Consider the following 16178-nt stretch of genomic DNA (forward strand, 5'->3'; position numbering starts at 1 on the left):
CGCCATGGATCACGCCGCTGCGCTCGCTGTGTACGACCGGGACCTGCGTGAGGGGGCCCGGCCCGACGGGCCCGGGGCCCGGATCGAGCGGGCCGGCCGGGTGGTGCGTCAGGTCGCGGACCCGCTGGGCTGGAACGGCGTGCTCTGGTCCGGCCTGGACGCGGCGGACGCGGAGCGGGCCATCCGCGACCAGATCGACCGCTTCACCGGCCTGGGCCGGGACTTCGAGTGGAAGCTCTACGGCCACGACGGGCCCGCGGACCTCGGTGACCGGCTGCTCGCCGCCGGGTTCCGGGCCGAGCCCACGGAGACACTGATGATCGCGGAGGTGGCCGGTCTCGCTCTGGACACCGCCCCGCCAGAGGGCGTTTCCTGCGTGGCGGCCACCGATGCGGCCGGCGTGGACCTCGTCGTGGCCGCGCACGAGCGGGCCTTCGGCACCGACGGCACCGCGCTGCGGCACCGGCTGCTCGCCCGGCTCGCCGCCGACCCCGGCACGGTCGTCGCCGTGGCCGCCCTGGCCGACGGCGAACCCGTCGCCGCCGCCCGCATGGAGTTGGTACCCGGCACGCCGTTCGCCGGGCTGTGGGGCGGCGGCACCGTCGCGGCCTGGCGCGGCCGGGGCATCTACCGTGCCCTGGTCGCCCACCGTGCCCGCGCCGCCGCCGGCCGCGGCTACCGCTACCTCCACGTCGACGCCTCGGCCATGAGCCGCCCGATCCTGGAACGCCTCGGCTTCCACGCCCTGAGCACCACGACGCCCTACGTGTACGGGAACTGACTCAGCGGCGGGCCAGGGCCCGGTCCAGCGCGGCCACGCCCACGGCCGCCAGGGCGATCTGGATGAGCCACTCGATCCAGTCGGGCCCCTTGGTGTCGGCGACCCCGAACCCGGCGGCGATCGCCGAGCCCAGCAGCGCGGCCACGATGCCGACGACGATCGTCCACAGGACACCGATGTGCTGCCGTCCCGGGACGACCAGCCGGCCCAGTACACCGATGACGATGCCGATGACGATGGCGCTGATGATGCCCGAGATCTCCATGGCCGCCCTTCCTTGACGCTTCTGCCGTCGAATCCCGCTGATGTGGCATGTGCCCGCTGTAAGCGGAGCCACTCTGCTCCGGTTGCCGCCGGACGCCTCTGTTCACCGCCCCTTTATGCCATGTACCTTTCAACCAATCGACGCGTGGAGAAGCCTCAAGCGGGCTCTACGCGCGCAGACTTGGCGCCCGCACCGCCTCTTACCCACCCTCCTTCCCCACTCTCATGGAGGTCTGACGGATGCTCGGATCCAGGAGATCCCGCCGCAGATGCACCACCGCCCTGGCCGGCCTGGGACTGCTCTTCACCGGAGCGGCCCTCCAGCTCGGCACCGGCACCCCCGCCCACGCGGCGACCCCGCACCGCATCCTGTTCGACAACGCCCACGCCGAGACGGCCGGCAACGCCGACTGGATCGTCTCCACCAGCCAGCCCGACCCGCTCGGCCAGGACTCCTCCCCGTCCGCCGAGACGGACTGGACCGGCGCCCTGTCCTCCTGGGGCGTCGCGCTCCAGAAGACCGGGAACTACAGCCTCAAGACCCTGCCGACCGGCTCCGGCCTCAGCTACGGCGGCACCTCCGCGACCGACCTGTCGAACTTCGACACGCTGGTCCTGCCGGAACCCAACACGCTGTTCACCACCGCCGAGAAGACGGCGATCATGAACTTCGTGAAGAACGGCGGCGGGCTGTTCATGATCTCCGACCACACCGGAGCCGACCGCAACAACGACGGCTACGACGCGGTCGAGGTCTTCAACGACCTGATGACGAACAACAGTGTCGACTCCACCGACCCGTTCGGCTTCTCCATCGACTCGCTCAGCATCAGCTCCGACCACCCGTCCGCGATCAGCGACAGCACCAACCCCGTGCTGCACGGCTCCTTCGGCACCGTCACCAAGAGCCTGATCGCCAGCGGGACCACCGCCACCCTCAAGCCCGCCGACAACTCCGGTGTCAAGGGCCTGCTCTACCGCACCGGTTACTCCGGCAACACCGGCGCCTTCTTCGCCACCAGCACCTTCGGCAGCGGCCGGGTCGCCTTCTGGGGCGACAGCTCACCCATCGACGACGGCACCGGCCAGTCCGGCAACACGCTGTACGACGGCTGGAACGACACCGGCGCCACCAACGCGGCCCTCGCCCTCAACGCCACGGAGTGGCTGGCCGGCGCGGGCGGCAGCAGCGGGGGCGGCGGCTCGACGTCCTGCACCGCCGCCCAGCTCCTCGGCAACAGCGGCTTCGAGTCCGGCAGCAGCACCTGGAGCGCCACCAGCGGGGTCATCACCAACTCCACCGGCGAGCCGGCGCGTTCCGGCTCGTACTACGCCTGGCTCGACGGGAACGGCTCCGCCGCCACCGACACGCTCGCCCAGTCGGTGACCATCCCGTCCGGCTGCTCGGCCAGGCTCAGCTTCTACCTGCACGTGGACACCGCCGAGACCTCGACCAGCACCGCCTACGACACCCTCAAGGTCCAGGTGCTCAACGGCTCCGGCACGGTCCTCGGCACCCTGGCGACGTACTCCAACCTCAACGCCGCCTCCGGCTACACCCAGCGCAGTTTCGATCTGAGCGGCTACGCCGGGCAGACCGTCACCCTGAAGTTCACCGGTACGGAGGGCTCCAAGTACCAGACGTCGTTCGTCGTGGACGACACCGCGCTCGACGTGAGCTGAGCCGGGCCAGGGGGCGGGCCGGCCTGGTCCGCCCCGTGCGGCGTCAGGCCGCCGGCACCGTCTGCTCCGGCGTGTTCCACCCGGAGACCCGCACGGCCGGTGCCGAGCCGTGCAGGCCGGCGGTCCGGTAGGTGGCGGTCAGCGTCACCGACTCGCCCGGCCACAGGCTCACCTCGTTGTCCGACCAGCGCACCGGCAGCACCGGCTTGCCCTGCGCGTCCACGAGGTGGACGTCCGTGAGCAGCGCCGGCGTCGTCCCGCTCCCGTTGTGCCGCAGGGTCACCGTCGTGGTCGACGTGCCGTCCGACGACCTCGTCGCCGCCGTCGCCGCCACCGGTGCCTGGGCCATCGAGGCGAGTCCCTTGAGGTCGGCGTAGCCGCTCGTCGGCGTGTAGTACCAGGTGGTGCCGTTCCAGTCGAGGGTGTCGGCCTTGGTGGAGAGCCAGTACACGTTGCGGCTCGCCTCCGTGCCGTCCGCGTCCGTCAGCACCAGCCGGAGCAGGTACGTCCGCGCCAGCCCGGCCACCGAGGACGGCAGGGTGAGCGGTGTGCCGTGCGCCCCGTCCCCCTCCACCGCCACACCCGTGACGGTCCTGTCGTACCTCTGCGTGCCGTCGGGGTTGAACAGCGTGGCCCGGACGGTGAGGCCCCGTGCGGGGGCGGGCCGGTTGTTCACGACCACGACCGAGCGGTTGTCGTACGAGTACTGGATGTGCAGCGGCTCGTTCGCCTTCTTCGCCCCGAAGTAGGAGCCGTTCTGATCGAGGTAACGGTCCATCAGCTGCCAGTGCAGGGAGGTCCAGCCGCTGTTGAACATCCAGTGGATCACCCCGGTGGCGGGCCGGTCCGGGTCGCCCGCGTTGCGGCCGTAGGCCTCGAACTGGGCGCGGACGTTCTCGTACTGGGCGAGCTGGGCCTTGCGCACGTAATCGGTGAGACTGGTGGGGGCGCCGTAGCGGCCGGTGAGGGCGTTGTCGTAGATCCGGAGCGTGCCGAAGACGCTGGACGGCGAGCGGTGGTACTGCCGGGCGTCCGGGTCCTTCCACAGGGTGTCGAGTTCGGCGGGTGTCATCATCCGGCGCAGGCTGTCGAGGGTGGGGATGCTCGGGCCCGCGCTGGTCTCGGAGTTGAACCCGGTGGCCCCGCCCTCGCGCTTGTCGTACCAGTACCCGGGCGGCACCCAGTCGTAGGGGCCGGTCATCTTCATGCCCGAGGCGCCCAGCTTCGGGGAGGGCCGGTCGGAGGCGGAGGGGACCACGGGGGTGGGCCAGTCCGCGGCCTTCAGGGCGTCCAAATAGTTCTTCTCGATCGTCGCGTCGGGGGCGAAGTCGCTGCCGATCAGGAAGGACAGCACGCTCGGGTGGCCGCGCAGCCGGGCGGCCTCGGCGGCCATGGACGCCTTGGCGACCGGATAGTCCGCGTCGCTCCAAACCTCCCCCTTCTCGCTGCCGTTGACCTCGCCCTCCCACTTGCCGCAGCACTCCCAGCCCGGCAGGACCAGCAGGCCGAGACGGTCGGCCTGGTCGAAGAACTCGTCCGGCTCCAGGTGTCCTTCCAGGCGGAGGGTGTTCAGGCCCAGGTCGAGGGCGTACATCAGGCGGTCCTCGACGTAGGCGGGGTCCCAGCGCAGGAACGCGTCCGGGGACCAGCCGCCGCCCTTGATCAGCAGGGGGCGGCCGTTGACGCGGTACTGCCGGGCCCCGGCGGAGTTGAGCGGGGCCCGGACGTCCCGGATGCCGAAGGTCTCGTGCGCGGTGTCCGAGACCGTGCCGGCGACGGTGGCGGTGAGGTCGAGGTCGTAGAGCGGCTGGCCGCCCATCCCGGCCGGCCACCACACCTTCGGGTCGGTGAGGTGCAGGCCGGGGGTGTCGGCGGGGGAGAAGGTGACGGTCTTCGTCTCGTGCGCGGCGAGCGACACCGTCCTGCCGAACGCCGTACCGCCGATGCTGCCGCGGACCTCCGCCGTGACGGCCGTGCCCGTGTCGTTGCGGGCCCGGGCCTTGACCGTCAGGTCGGCCGTGGTGAGCGACGGCACGGCCAGCTCGGTGACCACGTGCGCGTCGCGCAGCGCGACCGGGCCGCCCCTGCGCACCACGACGTCCCGGACGAGGCCCATGTTCCGGTCGGGCGGCGGCTGGATCCAGTCGAGCCAGCCGATGGTCAGGTCCTTGCTCGGGTCGTTGGGCCGGATCCGGAAGGCGACCGTGTTGGTGCCGGGTCTGACCAGCGAGGTGACGTCCAGCTCGTGGTGGGTGTAGGTGCCGGTGACGTCCGCGGCCGAGGCCACCTGCCGGCCGTTCACGTAGACGTCGGCCGCCGAGACGACCCCGCTGAAGTCGAGGGAGGTGCGCCGGGTGGTGTCGTCGACGGTGAAGTCGGAGCGGTACCACCAGGGCACGTCGAAGTCGGCCCGCGGGATCTGCTGCTGGTTGGTGGAGCGGAACGGGTCGGCGTACACGCCGTTCGCCAGCAGCGCGGCCAGCACCGTCGAGCGGGGGCCCGCCGGATACCAGCCCCTCGCCGGATAGCCGGGGGAGGAGACGGCCGCCGCGGAGTCGCTCACCTTCGCGGTGGACTGGAGGGCGTAGCCGGTCAGCGGGGTGCCGGTGCCGGCGGCGGACGGGACGTGGGTGATCCGGGCGGGCCGCTGGGGCTCCGCCGTGTCCCGGGGGCCGGCGGCCCAGGCGCCGGTGGTGAGGGAGCCGGCCAGGGCGAGGAGCGCGGCGGTGGTGGGGAGCCGGCGGGCGGCGCGAGGGAACACGGCGGTCTCCAGCCTCGTAAAGTTAGGAAACTTTACAAATCGGGGTCACGCTAGAGGCCCCCCTGGGCGGTGTCAACGAACCGCGCCGCCGTGGCCATTGCCCAGGGGCCGGGTTCCGGCCGTCCGGCGTTCGAACACCAGGTTCCGGGCCGTGTCCAGGGCCGTGGCCACCGCACCCAGCAGGACGGCGTCCGCGCCGAGCCGGCCCGGCGCGATCCGGGGGCGCAGCGGGGTGATGGCGCGCAACCGCTCCCGCACGGGCCGCAGCAGCAGGTCCACGCTGTGGCCGACACCGCCGCCGAGCACCACCAGGTCCGGGTCGAGCACGGCGGCGGCCGCCGCCACGGTGTGCGCGATCCGCTCGCCCTCCAGCTCCACCGCCCGCACGGCGGCCGGATCACCCTGCCGGGCCGCGTCGAACACGGCCTTCGCCGTGAGCCGGCCGCGCATACCGAACTGCCGGGCGGCCTCCACCACCGCCACCCCCGACACCGCGTCCTCCAGCCGCTCCGACTGCTGCCGGCCGCGCCACGGCAGGAACCCGATCTCGCCGGCCAGCCCGTGGGCGCCGGTGAACAGCCGCCCCTCGCCGACGATCCCCATCCCGAGACCGGTGCCTATCAGGATGTACGCGAAGAGCCGGCTGCCCGCGCCGACGCCGTACGTGTACTCGCCGAGCGCCGCCAGGTTGGCGTCGTTGTGCACCTCCAGCGGCACGCCCAGCTCCGCCCGTATCCGGTCCACGAGCCCGGCCCGCCCCCAGCCCGGCAGGTGCATCGCGTACCGCACCCGCCGCTGCTTCCCGTCGTACACCCCGGGCGTGCCGATCACCCCGTGCGCCACCTCCGCCGGGTCCACGCCCGAGTCGGCGATCACCTGGCGGGCGGTGGTCACCACCAGGTCGGTCAGGGCGGCGGAGGCACGGGCCCGGTTGTGCACGTCCGCCCGGGCGACGAGCGTGCCGTCCAGGTCGGCCACCGCCACCCGCAGCCAGCCCCGGCCGATGTCCACGCCGAGCGCGTACCCGGCGGCCGGGTCGGGGGCGTAGAGCACCGCGGTGCGGCCGCGCTCGGGGGCCTGGGTACCGACCTCGTGCACCAGGCCGGCCGCCGCCAGCGAGGCCAGCGCGCTGGACACTGTCGGCTTGGACAAACCCGTCTCGCGGGCCAGCTGGGCGCGCGAGGCGGCACCGAGCGCGCGCAGCCGGTCCAGGAGCAGCCGCTCGTTGGTACTGCGCAGGCGCCGGCGGCTCCAGGGCTGTTCCTGCTGCTCTACGACGTCACTGGCGGGCATCGCACCATTCTCGTGCATCCGTGTCGCACACTTGACGCCTCTAGTAAGGCTCCTTAACTTTATCGGCCTGTCCGCCTCCGCCGGGTGCTCGCGCGCCCGTCGCGTCAGGAGTCCCCATGTCCGGTAGCCCGCCGCCCCCGGGCGGTTTCGTCCGCCGTGTCGGCCTGTTCCAGGCCACGGCGATCAACATGAGCCAGATGTGCGGCATCGGCCCGTTCGTCACGATCCCGCTGATGGTCACCGCGTTCGGCGGCCCGCAGGCGGTCATCGGGTTCGTCGCGGGCGCGGTGCTGGCCCTGTGCGACGGACTGGTCTGGGCCGAACTGGGGGCCTCGATGCCCGGCTCCGGCGGCAGCTACGTCTATCTGCGCCAGGCCTTCCGGTACCGTACCGGCCGCCTGATGCCGTTCCTGTTCGTGTGGACGGCGATGCTGTTCATCCCGCTGATCATGTCCACGGGCGTGGTCGGCTTCGTCCAGTACCTGGGCTATCTCGCCCCCGGCCTCGGGCGGACCGCCGGTGATCTGATCGGGCTCGGCGTCATCGCCCTGGTGGTGCTGCTGCTCTGGCGCGGCATCGAGCACATCGCCCGCATCACCGCCGTGATGTGGGCCGTGATGATCGCCTCGGTGCTGCTGGTGATCGTCGCCGCCGCCACTCACTTCAGCCCAAACATGGCCTTCACCTATTCGGCGGGCGCTTTCAATGTGATGAGCCACCACTACTGGCTGGGTTTCGCCGCGGGCCTGACCATCGGCATCTACGACTACCTCGGCTACAACACCACCGCCTACATGGGCGCCGAGATCAAGGACCCCGGCCGTACGCTCCCGCGCTCCATCCTCCTGTCGATCCTCGGCATCATGGCGATCTACCTGCTGCTGCAGATCGGCACCCTCGGTGTCGTCGACTGGCACCGGATGACCGACCCGCACGACATCGCCGCCACCTCGGTGGCCTCCGCGGTGCTGGAGGAGACCTGGGGCAGGGGCGCGGCCGACACGGTGACCGTGCTGATCCTGGTCACCGCGTTCGCCTCCGTCTTCGCCGGCCTGCTCGGCGGCTCCCGGGTGCCCTACGACGCCGCTCGCGACCGGGTCTTCTTCCGGCCGTACGCGAAGCTGCACCCGAGGCACCAGTTCCCCGTGCTCGGCCTGGCCACGATGGGCGTGATCACCGCGGTCGGCTTCCTGATCGGCCGCCACACCGACCTCGCGACCCTCATCCAGCTGCTGACCACGGTGATGGTCATCGTGCAGGCACTGGCCCAGATCATCGCGCTGACGGTGCTGCGCAGGCGCCGGCCGGAGCTGCCCCGCCCGTACCGGATGTGGCTGTACCCCCTGCCCAGCGTCGTGGCCTTCGCCGGCTGGTGCGTGATCTACGGGTACGCCGACAGGAACTCCCCGGGCCGCCGTCCCATCGAGTGGTCCCTGGCCTGGCTGGCCCTCGGCTGCGTGGCCTTCCTGGTCTGGGCGCGGCGGGAGAGGGTGTGGCCCTTCGGTCCCAAGGAGACGGGCGAGGAGGTCGGCGCGGGGCGCAACGCCCTTGAAGTGAGCTAGCGTTACCGCCGTCGAAACGACCCTCCCCGCGACCCCTCAGGACCGGCCCGCCGTGGAACGGCTGTGGCTGATGCGAGCCGCGGACGGTCCCGGACCGGCCGGACCTGGCGCCGGAGCTGTGGATCTCCTTCACCGTGACCGGGTGACGCCGGCCGCGGGCACGCGCAGGCCGGTCCGCCCGGGCGGACCGGCCTCGCCGTTTCCTTCCTTCCTTCTCTCGATCTTCTCTTCAAGGGCTCGGGGAGGCGTCTACGGCCTGGGGGCGCTCTTCGCCGTCGTACCGGCGCAGATCAGTCCGAGGGCGAGGGCCAGGGCTCCGATGACGATGTTGTTGACGATGACGCCCGCGTCGGGGCCGCTGCCCACGATCCACGGAGCAATGATCATCCAGATGCCCATGGCGCACATCGCCCAGCTCAGGCCGTACATACGCTCGGGTGCCCGGCTGAATCCCAGGGCCAGCAGGCCTATCGCGATGCCCATGATCAGGTTGTGGGTCGCGAGGGAGGGCTGACTCAGCGTGTAGTGCAGGATCCACGGTGACGCGGCACAGTACAGGCCGAGCAGGAACGCCGGCCCGTCGACGAGCGCCACGTCCCGGCCGCCGAGCATGCGGTCGTAGCGGTCCCGCATTTCGGAGACATCGGGGTGACTCGATATGTCACCTCTGTGCAAGTTGGCCATGAGTCGTCTCCTTGACCTCGGGCCCGACCGCGTCTGTGCGGTATGCGGTACGCGCCGCATGCTCCATTTTGCCCTTATTTCATCCTTATGTGTAGAGGTGGCTTTCTCTTGCGGGGTGGCATGTCCTCATCGATCGGGGGCAGCCGCATCGGTACAACCTGTACATTCCGTTCGGGTCAGCGACGCAGGAGGTGGCCGCCGTCATGAGTGCGAAGGTGTTGGAGCGTTTTCCCGCCGGGGCTCCGCGCGGATCGTGGCCCGCGGAGGAGTACGCGGCCGCCCGACGTGCCGAGGGGGAACCGGCCACCGTGGTGATGGACCTGAAGTCGGACGCGTTCCTCGTGGTGGTCGAGCGGCAGGAGGAGAACGGCCGCGTCTGAGGGCTGCCCCAGGGCCTCCCTCCAGAAGGCCCTAGCCCTCCGCCGGCTCCCGCGCCCTGGCGCGCGAACGCGGTGTGCAGGTCCTGGGCCGCCTGCGGCACCGACTCCGCGCGCCGGCGCCGGAGCATCGGCAGCACCCGGGTGGTGTCGTCGGAGTACGAGAATTCCGCAGGCACACCACGGGCCTTCCACTCGGCGGTTCCGTCCCGACCGCTCGCGCTCCAGCAGATCGTCACCCGGCTCCCGCTGCAGACGGGCACGGTCTCGCTCAACGCCGACTGGGCGAGCCGTAGTTCGCCGGGCACCCGGCACAGTTTCCCTGTCACACCTTCGTGAAGTGCGATGGTCCGCGACCCGAGACCGGTCGGGTTTTCCTTGACGGCCTTCGCCGGCTGCTGCCACGATCGACGGCATGACGATGCGACTGGACCTCACGCGGCGACGCCATGTCGACCTCGCGCGCGTCTCCAGCGCCTCCTGTTGCCCCGCGGTCTGATCCGCCGCGTTCCTCTCCCTCTCGTCCGGGTTTCCCGGCACGCCTGAATTCCCTCCCGCTTTTAGTCCAGCGCTTCGGCGAACTCGCCCTTCAGGTGCGGGCGGCCGAAGCCGCGGTAGAGGTGGCGAGCGCCCTGTTCGAGGTGTCCGGCACCCGCGCGGCCCCGAACTCCCTGAACCTGCACCGCCATGGGCGCGACGCCCGCACCCTGCACGACCCGGCCCGCTGGAAGATCCGGCACATCGGCCGCTGCATGCTCAACAGAACCCGGCCGACCCGGCACGGCCTGCTCTGATCGGAGACCCCACGTGTCCCTCACCGTCCACTGGTTCCTGCCCACCAACGGCGACAGCCGCCACGTCGTCGGCGGCGGCCACGGCACCCCGGCGACCGCCTCCGGCCGGGACCGGCCGCCGACGGTCGCCTACCTCGGCCAGATCGCCCGGGCCGCGGAGGACCTGGGGTTCGTCGGCGCGCTCACCCCGACCGGCGCCTGGTGCGAAGACGCCTGGCTGACCACCGCCATGGTCAGCCAGCACACCGAGCGGCTGAAGTTCCTGGTCGCCTTCCGGCCCGGCTTCGTCTCGCCGACGCTCGCCGCCCAGATGGCGTCCACCTTCCAGCGGCAGACCGGCGGACGGCTGCTGCTCAACGTCGTCACCGGCGGCGAGAGCCACGAGCAGCGGGCCTACGGCGACTTCCTCGACAAGGACGCGCGGTACCGCCGTACCGGCGAATTCCTGCACATCGTCCGGGACTTGTGGGACGGCAAGAGCGTCGACCTGCACGGCGAGCACCTGCGGGTCGAGGAGGCGAGGCTCAGCCGGGTGCCCGATCCGGTGCCCGAGGTCTACTTCGGCGGCTCCTCGCCCGTCGCCGGCGAGGTCGCCGCCCGGTACGCCGACGTGTACCTCACCTGGGGCGAACCGCCCGCCCAGGTCGCCGAGAAGATCGCCTGGATCCGGAAACTCGCCGCGGAGCACGGCCGTACCCTCCGCTTCGGAATCCGGCTGCACGTCATCACCCGGGACACCTCGGCGCAGGCCTGGGCGGAGGCGGACCGGCTGCTCGCCGGCTTCGACCAGGAGACCGTACGGGCCGTACAGGCGGGCCTGACCCGCAGCGAGTCGGAGGGACAGCAGCGCATGCTCGCCCTGCACGGCGGCAGCCGGGAGAGCCTGGAGATCCACCCCAACCTGTGGGCCGGCATCGGGCTGGTCCGCGGCGGCGCGGGCACGGCACTGGTGGGCAGCCACGACGAGGTCGCCGAGCGCATCGAGGAGTACCACGCCCTCGGCATCGACGAGTTCGTCCTCTCCGGCTACCCGCACCTGGAGGAGGCCTACTGGTTCGGCGAGGGCGTCCTGCCCCGGCTCGCCGCGCGGGGCCTGTGGACCCACCCCGACGGCAGGCAGGACGCTTCCGCGGCACAGGTACCGTTCGCGAGCTGAGCGAGGGCCGGGCAACGGGCCCTGGCGGACTGTGCGTCCGCAGTGGGCTCTGCCGGCCGCGCAGCCCTGCGGCTACCGCTGCCCCTCCGGTGCGAGGTCCCCGGCCAGCACCCGCAGATGTGCCGCGCGCGACTGCGCCGTCTGCCCCTGCACCAGCAGGAAGAGACCCTCCCGGGCCAGGCGCTGGGCGCGGCTCGTCAGGGCCAGCGCGCGCCCGCCGCCGGACACCACCGCCGCCGTGGTGGCCGCGCGCAGCACCTCGTACGCCGCCGCCCGCACCGCGAGCCGCTCCCCGGTCTGCTCCTCCCGGGCCGGAAGGTCGGCCAAGGTGTAGGCCCGGTGGCGGACGGCGGTGAGGCGGGAGCGGAGGGGACCGGCCGTCTCGGCGTCCAGCAGGGACAGGGCGGCCTCCGCCACGCCGAAGACCGCGGGGCTGGTGTGCAGGGTCTTGACCCGGTCCCCGGCGGCCCACTCGTCCCACGGCGCGTGCAGCGCCACCGCGTCGGCGGGCAGCCACAGGCCGTCCAGCTCCAGCGAGACCGTGCGCGCGGCCGTGAGCGCCGCCAGCCGCATCGGCGGCGAGGCCCGCAGCCCCGGCTGCTCGCGGGCCTCGGCGAAGGCGAACAGCACCTCGTCGGCGTCGGTCACCCCGGCCAGCAGCATCACGTCGTTCAGTCCCCACCCGGTGTACCAGGGAACGGTCCCGTCGAAGCGCCAGCCGTCGCCCTGCCGGCGGACCCGCACCGGGCGGCGCGGATACGACCGCAGGTGCGCGTACGCCACCCCCGACAGCAACTCCCCGCGGGACAGCGGCCCCAGCAACCGCTCACGGACCGGCAGCTCGCTCCGCGTCAGGGTCTGTACCGGCGTGTGGTGCTGGGTCTGCACGAACCAGGTCGCGCAGCACGCTCCCGCGAGGATCTCCGCGGTCTCCCGCAGTACGGCGGGTGGCGCGCCCGAGCCGCCGTACTCGGCCGGCGCCGCCACTCCGAGCAGTCCCGACCGCTTCACCGCCTCGATGTGCCGCGCGGGCACCCCTTCCTGGTCGACCCGCTCGGCCTCGGGGAGCAGCAGGTCCGTGGCGAGCCGGCGGGCGCGTACGACGAGCGGATGCGGGGTGAGGACGTCCATGCGGAAGATTCTTCCGGTCTCCCGCGGATTTTTTCCGCGACCACGGCGCGCGGTGTCGATCCGGGGCCCGGCCGTTCGTGTAGGAGGTGACAGTGAGCCCGCCCGGGCCCGACGCCATGGAGGACGTCATGAAGCACTACCTGCTGAGCGTGGTCCAGCCGGCCGGCGGCACCCCGCCCCCGCCCGCAGCACTCGCCGAGATCATGCAGAACGTCGAGGCCTTCAACGACGAGCTGCGCGCGGCCGGCGCCTGGGTCTTCGCGGGCGGGCTGCACGGCCCCGAGACAGCGACCGTGCTCCGCCCCGAGGGCGGTGACGTGCTCGTCACCGACGGCCCCTACGCCGAGGGCAAGGAGTACCTCGGCGGACTGTGCCTCATCCGGGCCGCCGACCTGGACGAGGCCCTGGAGTGGGGCCGGAAGGCCGCCCTGGCCACCACGCTGCCCATCGAGGTGCGGCCCTTCGTGGACCAGCACTGACGGCGGAGCGGCACCGATGGCCGAGTCCCGCGACGTCGAGGCCGTCTTCCGCGCCGAGTACGGGCGCGCGGTCGCCGTCCTCGTCCGCTTCCTCGGCGACATCGACCTCGCCGAGGAAGCGGTCCAGGACGCCTTCGCCACGGCCGTGACCCGGTGGCCCGAGACCGGTGTGCCGCCCAGTCCGGCCGGCTGGATCATCACCACCGCGCGCAACCGGGCCGTCGACCGGCTCCGCAGGGAGTCCTCCCGGGACGCCCGGCACGCCGAGGCGGCCCGGCTGTACGTCTCCGACGCACCGTCCGAGGAGGGTCCCGTGCGCGACGACCGGCTCCGGCTGATCTTCACCTGCTGCCACCCCGCGCTCGCCCCGCAGGCCCGGGTGGCCCTCACCCTGCGCCTGCTCGGCGGCCTGAGCACCGCGCAGATCGCCCGTGCGTTCCTGGTGCCGGAACCGACCCTGGCGCAGCGCCTGGTGCGCGCCAAGGCGAAGATCCGGGACGCGGGCATCCCGTACCGCGTGCCCCGGGACGCCGACCTGCCCGACCGGCTCTCCGCCGTCCTCGCCGTCGTCTACCTGATCTTCAACGAGGGCTACACCGGCGATCCCGCCCTGTGTGCGGAGGCACTGCGCCTGGGCCGGCTGCTCGCCGAGCTGATGCCGGACGAACCCGAGGTCACCGGCCTGCTCGCGCTGATGGTGCTGGTGGAGGCCCGGCGGCCGGCCCGGCGTGACACGGACGGCGTGCTCGTCCCGCTGCCCGAGCAGGACCGCTCCCGGTGGGACCGCGCGCTGATCACCGAGGGGCAGGAGCTGGTCCGCCGCTGTCTGCGCCGGGGCCGGCCGGGCCCGTACCAGATCCAGGCCGCGATCAACGCGGTGCACAGCGACGCGCCCACCGCCGCCGCCACCGACTGGCGGCAGATCCTCGCACTGTACGACCAGCTGATGGCCGTCGCGCCGTCCCCGGTCGTCGCCCTGAACCGGGCCGTCGCGGTCGCGGAGACCGAGGGGCCGGCGACCGCCCTGGAACTGGTCGACGCACTCGGCCTCGGCCCGTACCACGTGCTGCACGCCGTCCGCGCCGACCTGCTGCGCCGGCTGGGGCGGACCGCCGAGGCGGCGGCGGAGTACGACCGCGCCGCCGAGCTGGCCCCCAGCGAGGCCGAGCGGGCGTTCCTGGAGCGACGGGGGAGCGGCGACGCGGGGCGGCCGCCCGCACGGTGACCCTTGTCACCCCGGGAAGTCCCCGGAATGAACTTGAGGACCTGAAAGGTTGGTGTTTACATCTGACCTGTCCGTCCCAGCCCGGGCCCCGCCGGCCCGCGCACCCCAGCGAGGCACCCGTGACCCACTCCCAGCCCGAGCAGCCCGCCGACCTCGTGGCCCGGCTGCGTGCCACCTTCGCCACCGGCCGCACCAAGTCCGTCGAGTGGCGCACCGGCCAGCTGCGCCGGCTCCGCGCGATGCTCACGGAGCGCGGTGCCGACCTCGCCGCCGCCCTCCGCGCCGACCTCGGCAAGAGCAGCACCGAGGCCTATCGCATCGAGATCGACTTCACCGTCCGGGAGATCGACCACACCCTGGAGCACCTGGCCGACTGGCTGCGCCCCGAGCCGGCGCCCGTTCCGGCCCACCTCGGCGCCGACGCCACCGCCTGGACGCAGTACGACCCCTTGGGCGTCGTCCTCGTCATCGCGCCCTGGAACTACCCGGCGCAGCTCCTGCTCGCGCCCGTGGTCGGCGCGCTGGCCTCCGGAAACGCGGTCGTCGCCAAGCCGAGCGAGCTGGCCCCCGCCACGTCGGCCGCGCTGGCCGAGCTGATACCGGCCTACCTGGACACGGACGCGGTCGCCGTCGTCGAGGGCGGGGTCCCGGAGACCACGGCCCTGCTGGCCCAGCGCTTCGACCACATCTTCTACACCGGCAACGGCACCGTCGGCCGTATCGTCCTGCGGGCCGCCGCCGAGCACCTCACCCCGGTCACCCTCGAACTGGGCGGCAAGTCCCCGGTGTTCGTGGACCGCGGCACCGACCTGGACGTGGTCGCGGACCGGCTCGCCCGGGGCAAGTTCCTCAACGCGGGCCAGACCTGTGTCGCCCCCGACTACGTGCTGACCGACCCGGAGACCGCGCCCGCCCTGGAGGCCGCGCTGGTCCGCGCGGTCGAGGGTCTGTTCGGCAGCGACCCGGCGGTCTCGCCCGAGTACGGCCGGATCGTCAACGAGCGCCATTTCGACCGGCTGTTCGCGCTGCTCGGTTCGGGCCGCGTCGCCGTCGGAGGTGTCGGCGACCGGGCGGCCCGGTACATCGCGCCCACCGTCCTCGCGGACGTCGACCCGAAGTCGCCCGTCATGCAGGAGGAGATCTTCGGCCCGATCCTGCCGATCGTCACCGTGGCAGGGCTGGACGAGGCGATCACCTTCATCAACGACCGGGACAAGCCGCTCGCCCTGTACGTCTTCAGCGAGTCGGACGAGACCCGGGAGCGCATCGCCGCCGAGACCTCCTCGGGAGGCCTCGGCCACGGCCTGCCCCTCGCCCATCTCACCGTCTCCGACCTGCCGTTCGGCGGAGTGGGGGAGAGCGGCATGGGCAACTACCACGGCCGCTACTCGATCGAGACGTTCAGCCACCGCAAGGCGGTCCTGGCGAAGCCGCTGAGCTGACCTGCCGCAGACCTGTCTTTTATGTGACCAACTCCACTGTGGCGGCGCGGCGTTCACCGACGCAACCGGTCGTATCTGACTGGTCTACACCCTTGACTGGTACAGACCAAAGCGGTTGAGTGTGCCCAACCCCCCACCACGGCCGTTCCCGCCTCACCGGGTGCGGCCGTGCTGCACAGAGGAGTTGGTCCATGCCGAGGCATCGCATCGCCGCATTCCTGACCTCGCTCGTCCTGGGGATCTCCGCCCTGGTGCTCCAGGCGGCCCCCACTGCCTCCGCCGCCGGCTTCGTGGTCAGCGAGGCCCAGTTCCACCAGATGTTCCCGAACCGGAACTCGTTCTACACCTACAGCGGCCTGACCGCCGCCCTCAGCGCCTACCCGGCGTTCGCGAACACCGGCAGCGACACCGTGAAGAAGCAGGAGGCCGCCGCCTTCCTCGCCAACGTCAACCACGAGACCGGCGGTCTGGTGTACGTCGTCGAGCAGAACACCGCCAACTACCCGCACTACTGCGACTGGAGCCGGCCGTACGGCTGTCCGGCGG

General features: G+C 72.2%; 15 protein-coding genes and 1 pseudogene. 11 read left to right on the top strand and 5 right to left on the bottom strand.

Going from position 1 to position 16178, the window contains the following annotated elements:
* The first annotated feature begins 4 nt into the window (after positions 1-4).
* On the top strand, positions 5-781 hold the full coding sequence (locus tag ACIP4Y_RS14485) for a GNAT family N-acetyltransferase (RefSeq protein ID WP_401392438.1): 777 nt from the start codon (positions 5-7) through the stop codon (positions 779-781).
* A gap of 1 nt (position 782) precedes the next feature.
* Here ACIP4Y_RS14485 and ACIP4Y_RS14490 read toward each other — a convergent pair whose 3' ends face one another.
* On the bottom strand, positions 783-1046 hold the full coding sequence (locus ACIP4Y_RS14490; RefSeq protein WP_358636484.1) for a GlsB/YeaQ/YmgE family stress response membrane protein: 264 nt from the start codon (positions 1044-1046) through the stop codon (positions 783-785).
* A 239-nt stretch (positions 1047-1285) separates the two neighbouring features.
* On the opposite strand from ACIP4Y_RS14490, the gene ACIP4Y_RS14495 reads away from it, so the two are divergent.
* Positions 1286-2728: a hydrolase gene (locus tag ACIP4Y_RS14495; protein WP_401392441.1), complete on the top strand. Its 1443-nt coding sequence runs from the start codon at positions 1286-1288 to the stop codon at positions 2726-2728.
* A 43-nt stretch (positions 2729-2771) separates the two neighbouring features.
* Here the strand turns inward: ACIP4Y_RS14495 and ACIP4Y_RS14500 are convergent, their stop codons facing one another.
* Both ACIP4Y_RS14500 and ACIP4Y_RS14505 read right to left on the bottom strand, forming a co-directional pair.
* Positions 2772-5489, bottom strand: a complete 2718-nt coding sequence (locus tag ACIP4Y_RS14500) for a glycosyl hydrolase 2 galactose-binding domain-containing protein (protein WP_401392444.1) — start codon at positions 5487-5489, stop codon at positions 2772-2774.
* Positions 5490-5561: 72 nt separating this feature from the next.
* Positions 5562-6782 carry an ROK family protein gene (locus ACIP4Y_RS14505; protein WP_401392446.1) on the bottom strand — a complete coding sequence of 407 codons (1221 nt, stop codon included), beginning with the start codon at positions 6780-6782 and terminating at the stop codon, positions 5562-5564.
* Between the two features lie 116 nt (positions 6783-6898).
* Here ACIP4Y_RS14505 and ACIP4Y_RS14510 point away from each other — a divergent pair, with 116 nt between their 5' ends.
* Positions 6899-8344 carry an APC family permease gene (locus tag ACIP4Y_RS14510; RefSeq protein ID WP_401392449.1) on the top strand — a complete coding sequence of 482 codons (1446 nt, stop codon included), beginning with the start codon at positions 6899-6901 and terminating at the stop codon, positions 8342-8344.
* 249 nt (positions 8345-8593) lie between these two features.
* Here the strand turns inward: ACIP4Y_RS14510 and ACIP4Y_RS14515 are convergent, their stop codons facing one another.
* Positions 8594-9028 (bottom strand): SPW repeat protein, encoded by a 435-nt coding sequence (locus ACIP4Y_RS14515; protein WP_401392452.1) that lies wholly within the window; start codon positions 9026-9028, stop codon positions 8594-8596.
* 203 nt (positions 9029-9231) lie between these two features.
* Here ACIP4Y_RS14515 and ACIP4Y_RS14520 point away from each other — a divergent pair, with 203 nt between their 5' ends.
* The 4 genes and pseudogenes from ACIP4Y_RS14520 to ACIP4Y_RS14535 all read left to right on the top strand — a co-directional run bounded on the left by ACIP4Y_RS14520 (position 9232) and on the right by ACIP4Y_RS14535 (position 11355).
* On the top strand, positions 9232-9408 hold the full coding sequence (locus ACIP4Y_RS14520) for a hypothetical protein (protein ID WP_401392455.1): 177 nt from the start codon (positions 9232-9234) through the stop codon (positions 9406-9408).
* A 418-nt stretch (positions 9409-9826) separates the two neighbouring features.
* Positions 9827-9904 carry a putative leader peptide gene (locus tag ACIP4Y_RS14525; RefSeq protein ID WP_401392539.1) on the top strand — a complete coding sequence of 26 codons (78 nt, stop codon included), beginning with the start codon at positions 9827-9829 and terminating at the stop codon, positions 9902-9904.
* Positions 9905-9923: 19 nt separating this feature from the next.
* A pseudogene (locus tag ACIP4Y_RS14530) lies at positions 9924-10199 on the top strand (SfnB family sulfur acquisition oxidoreductase); the annotation flags it as partial.
* Positions 10200-10212: 13 nt separating this feature from the next.
* Entirely contained in the window at positions 10213-11355 is a 1143-nt protein-coding gene (locus tag ACIP4Y_RS14535; protein ID WP_401392458.1) for an LLM class flavin-dependent oxidoreductase, read from the top strand.
* Between the two features lie 72 nt (positions 11356-11427).
* Here ACIP4Y_RS14535 and ACIP4Y_RS14540 read toward each other — a convergent pair whose 3' ends face one another.
* Positions 11428-12486 carry an acyl-CoA dehydrogenase family protein gene (locus ACIP4Y_RS14540; RefSeq protein WP_401392461.1) on the bottom strand — a complete coding sequence of 353 codons (1059 nt, stop codon included), beginning with the start codon at positions 12484-12486 and terminating at the stop codon, positions 11428-11430.
* A 128-nt stretch (positions 12487-12614) separates the two neighbouring features.
* Between ACIP4Y_RS14540 and ACIP4Y_RS14545 the strand changes: the two genes are divergently transcribed.
* From ACIP4Y_RS14545 to ACIP4Y_RS14560, 4 genes are all read left to right on the top strand, one after another.
* Entirely contained in the window at positions 12615-12965 is a 351-nt protein-coding gene (locus tag ACIP4Y_RS14545) for a YciI family protein (RefSeq protein WP_401392542.1), read from the top strand.
* 16 nt (positions 12966-12981) lie between these two features.
* Entirely contained in the window at positions 12982-14190 is a 1209-nt protein-coding gene (locus tag ACIP4Y_RS14550) for an RNA polymerase sigma factor (RefSeq protein WP_401392464.1), read from the top strand.
* A 119-nt stretch (positions 14191-14309) separates the two neighbouring features.
* The gene (locus tag ACIP4Y_RS14555; protein WP_401392467.1) at positions 14310-15632 is read left to right on the top strand and encodes an aldehyde dehydrogenase family protein; all 1323 of its coding nucleotides are present in this window, start codon (positions 14310-14312) and stop codon (positions 15630-15632) included.
* Between the two features lie 191 nt (positions 15633-15823).
* On the top strand, positions 15824-16178 hold a 355-nt coding region (locus ACIP4Y_RS14560; RefSeq protein WP_401392470.1), incomplete at its 3' end, for a chitinase.

The sequence above is a fragment of the Streptomyces sp. NPDC088810 genome (genome assembly GCF_044750305.1).
Taxonomy (GTDB): Bacteria; Actinomycetota; Actinomycetes; order Streptomycetales; family Streptomycetaceae; genus Streptomyces.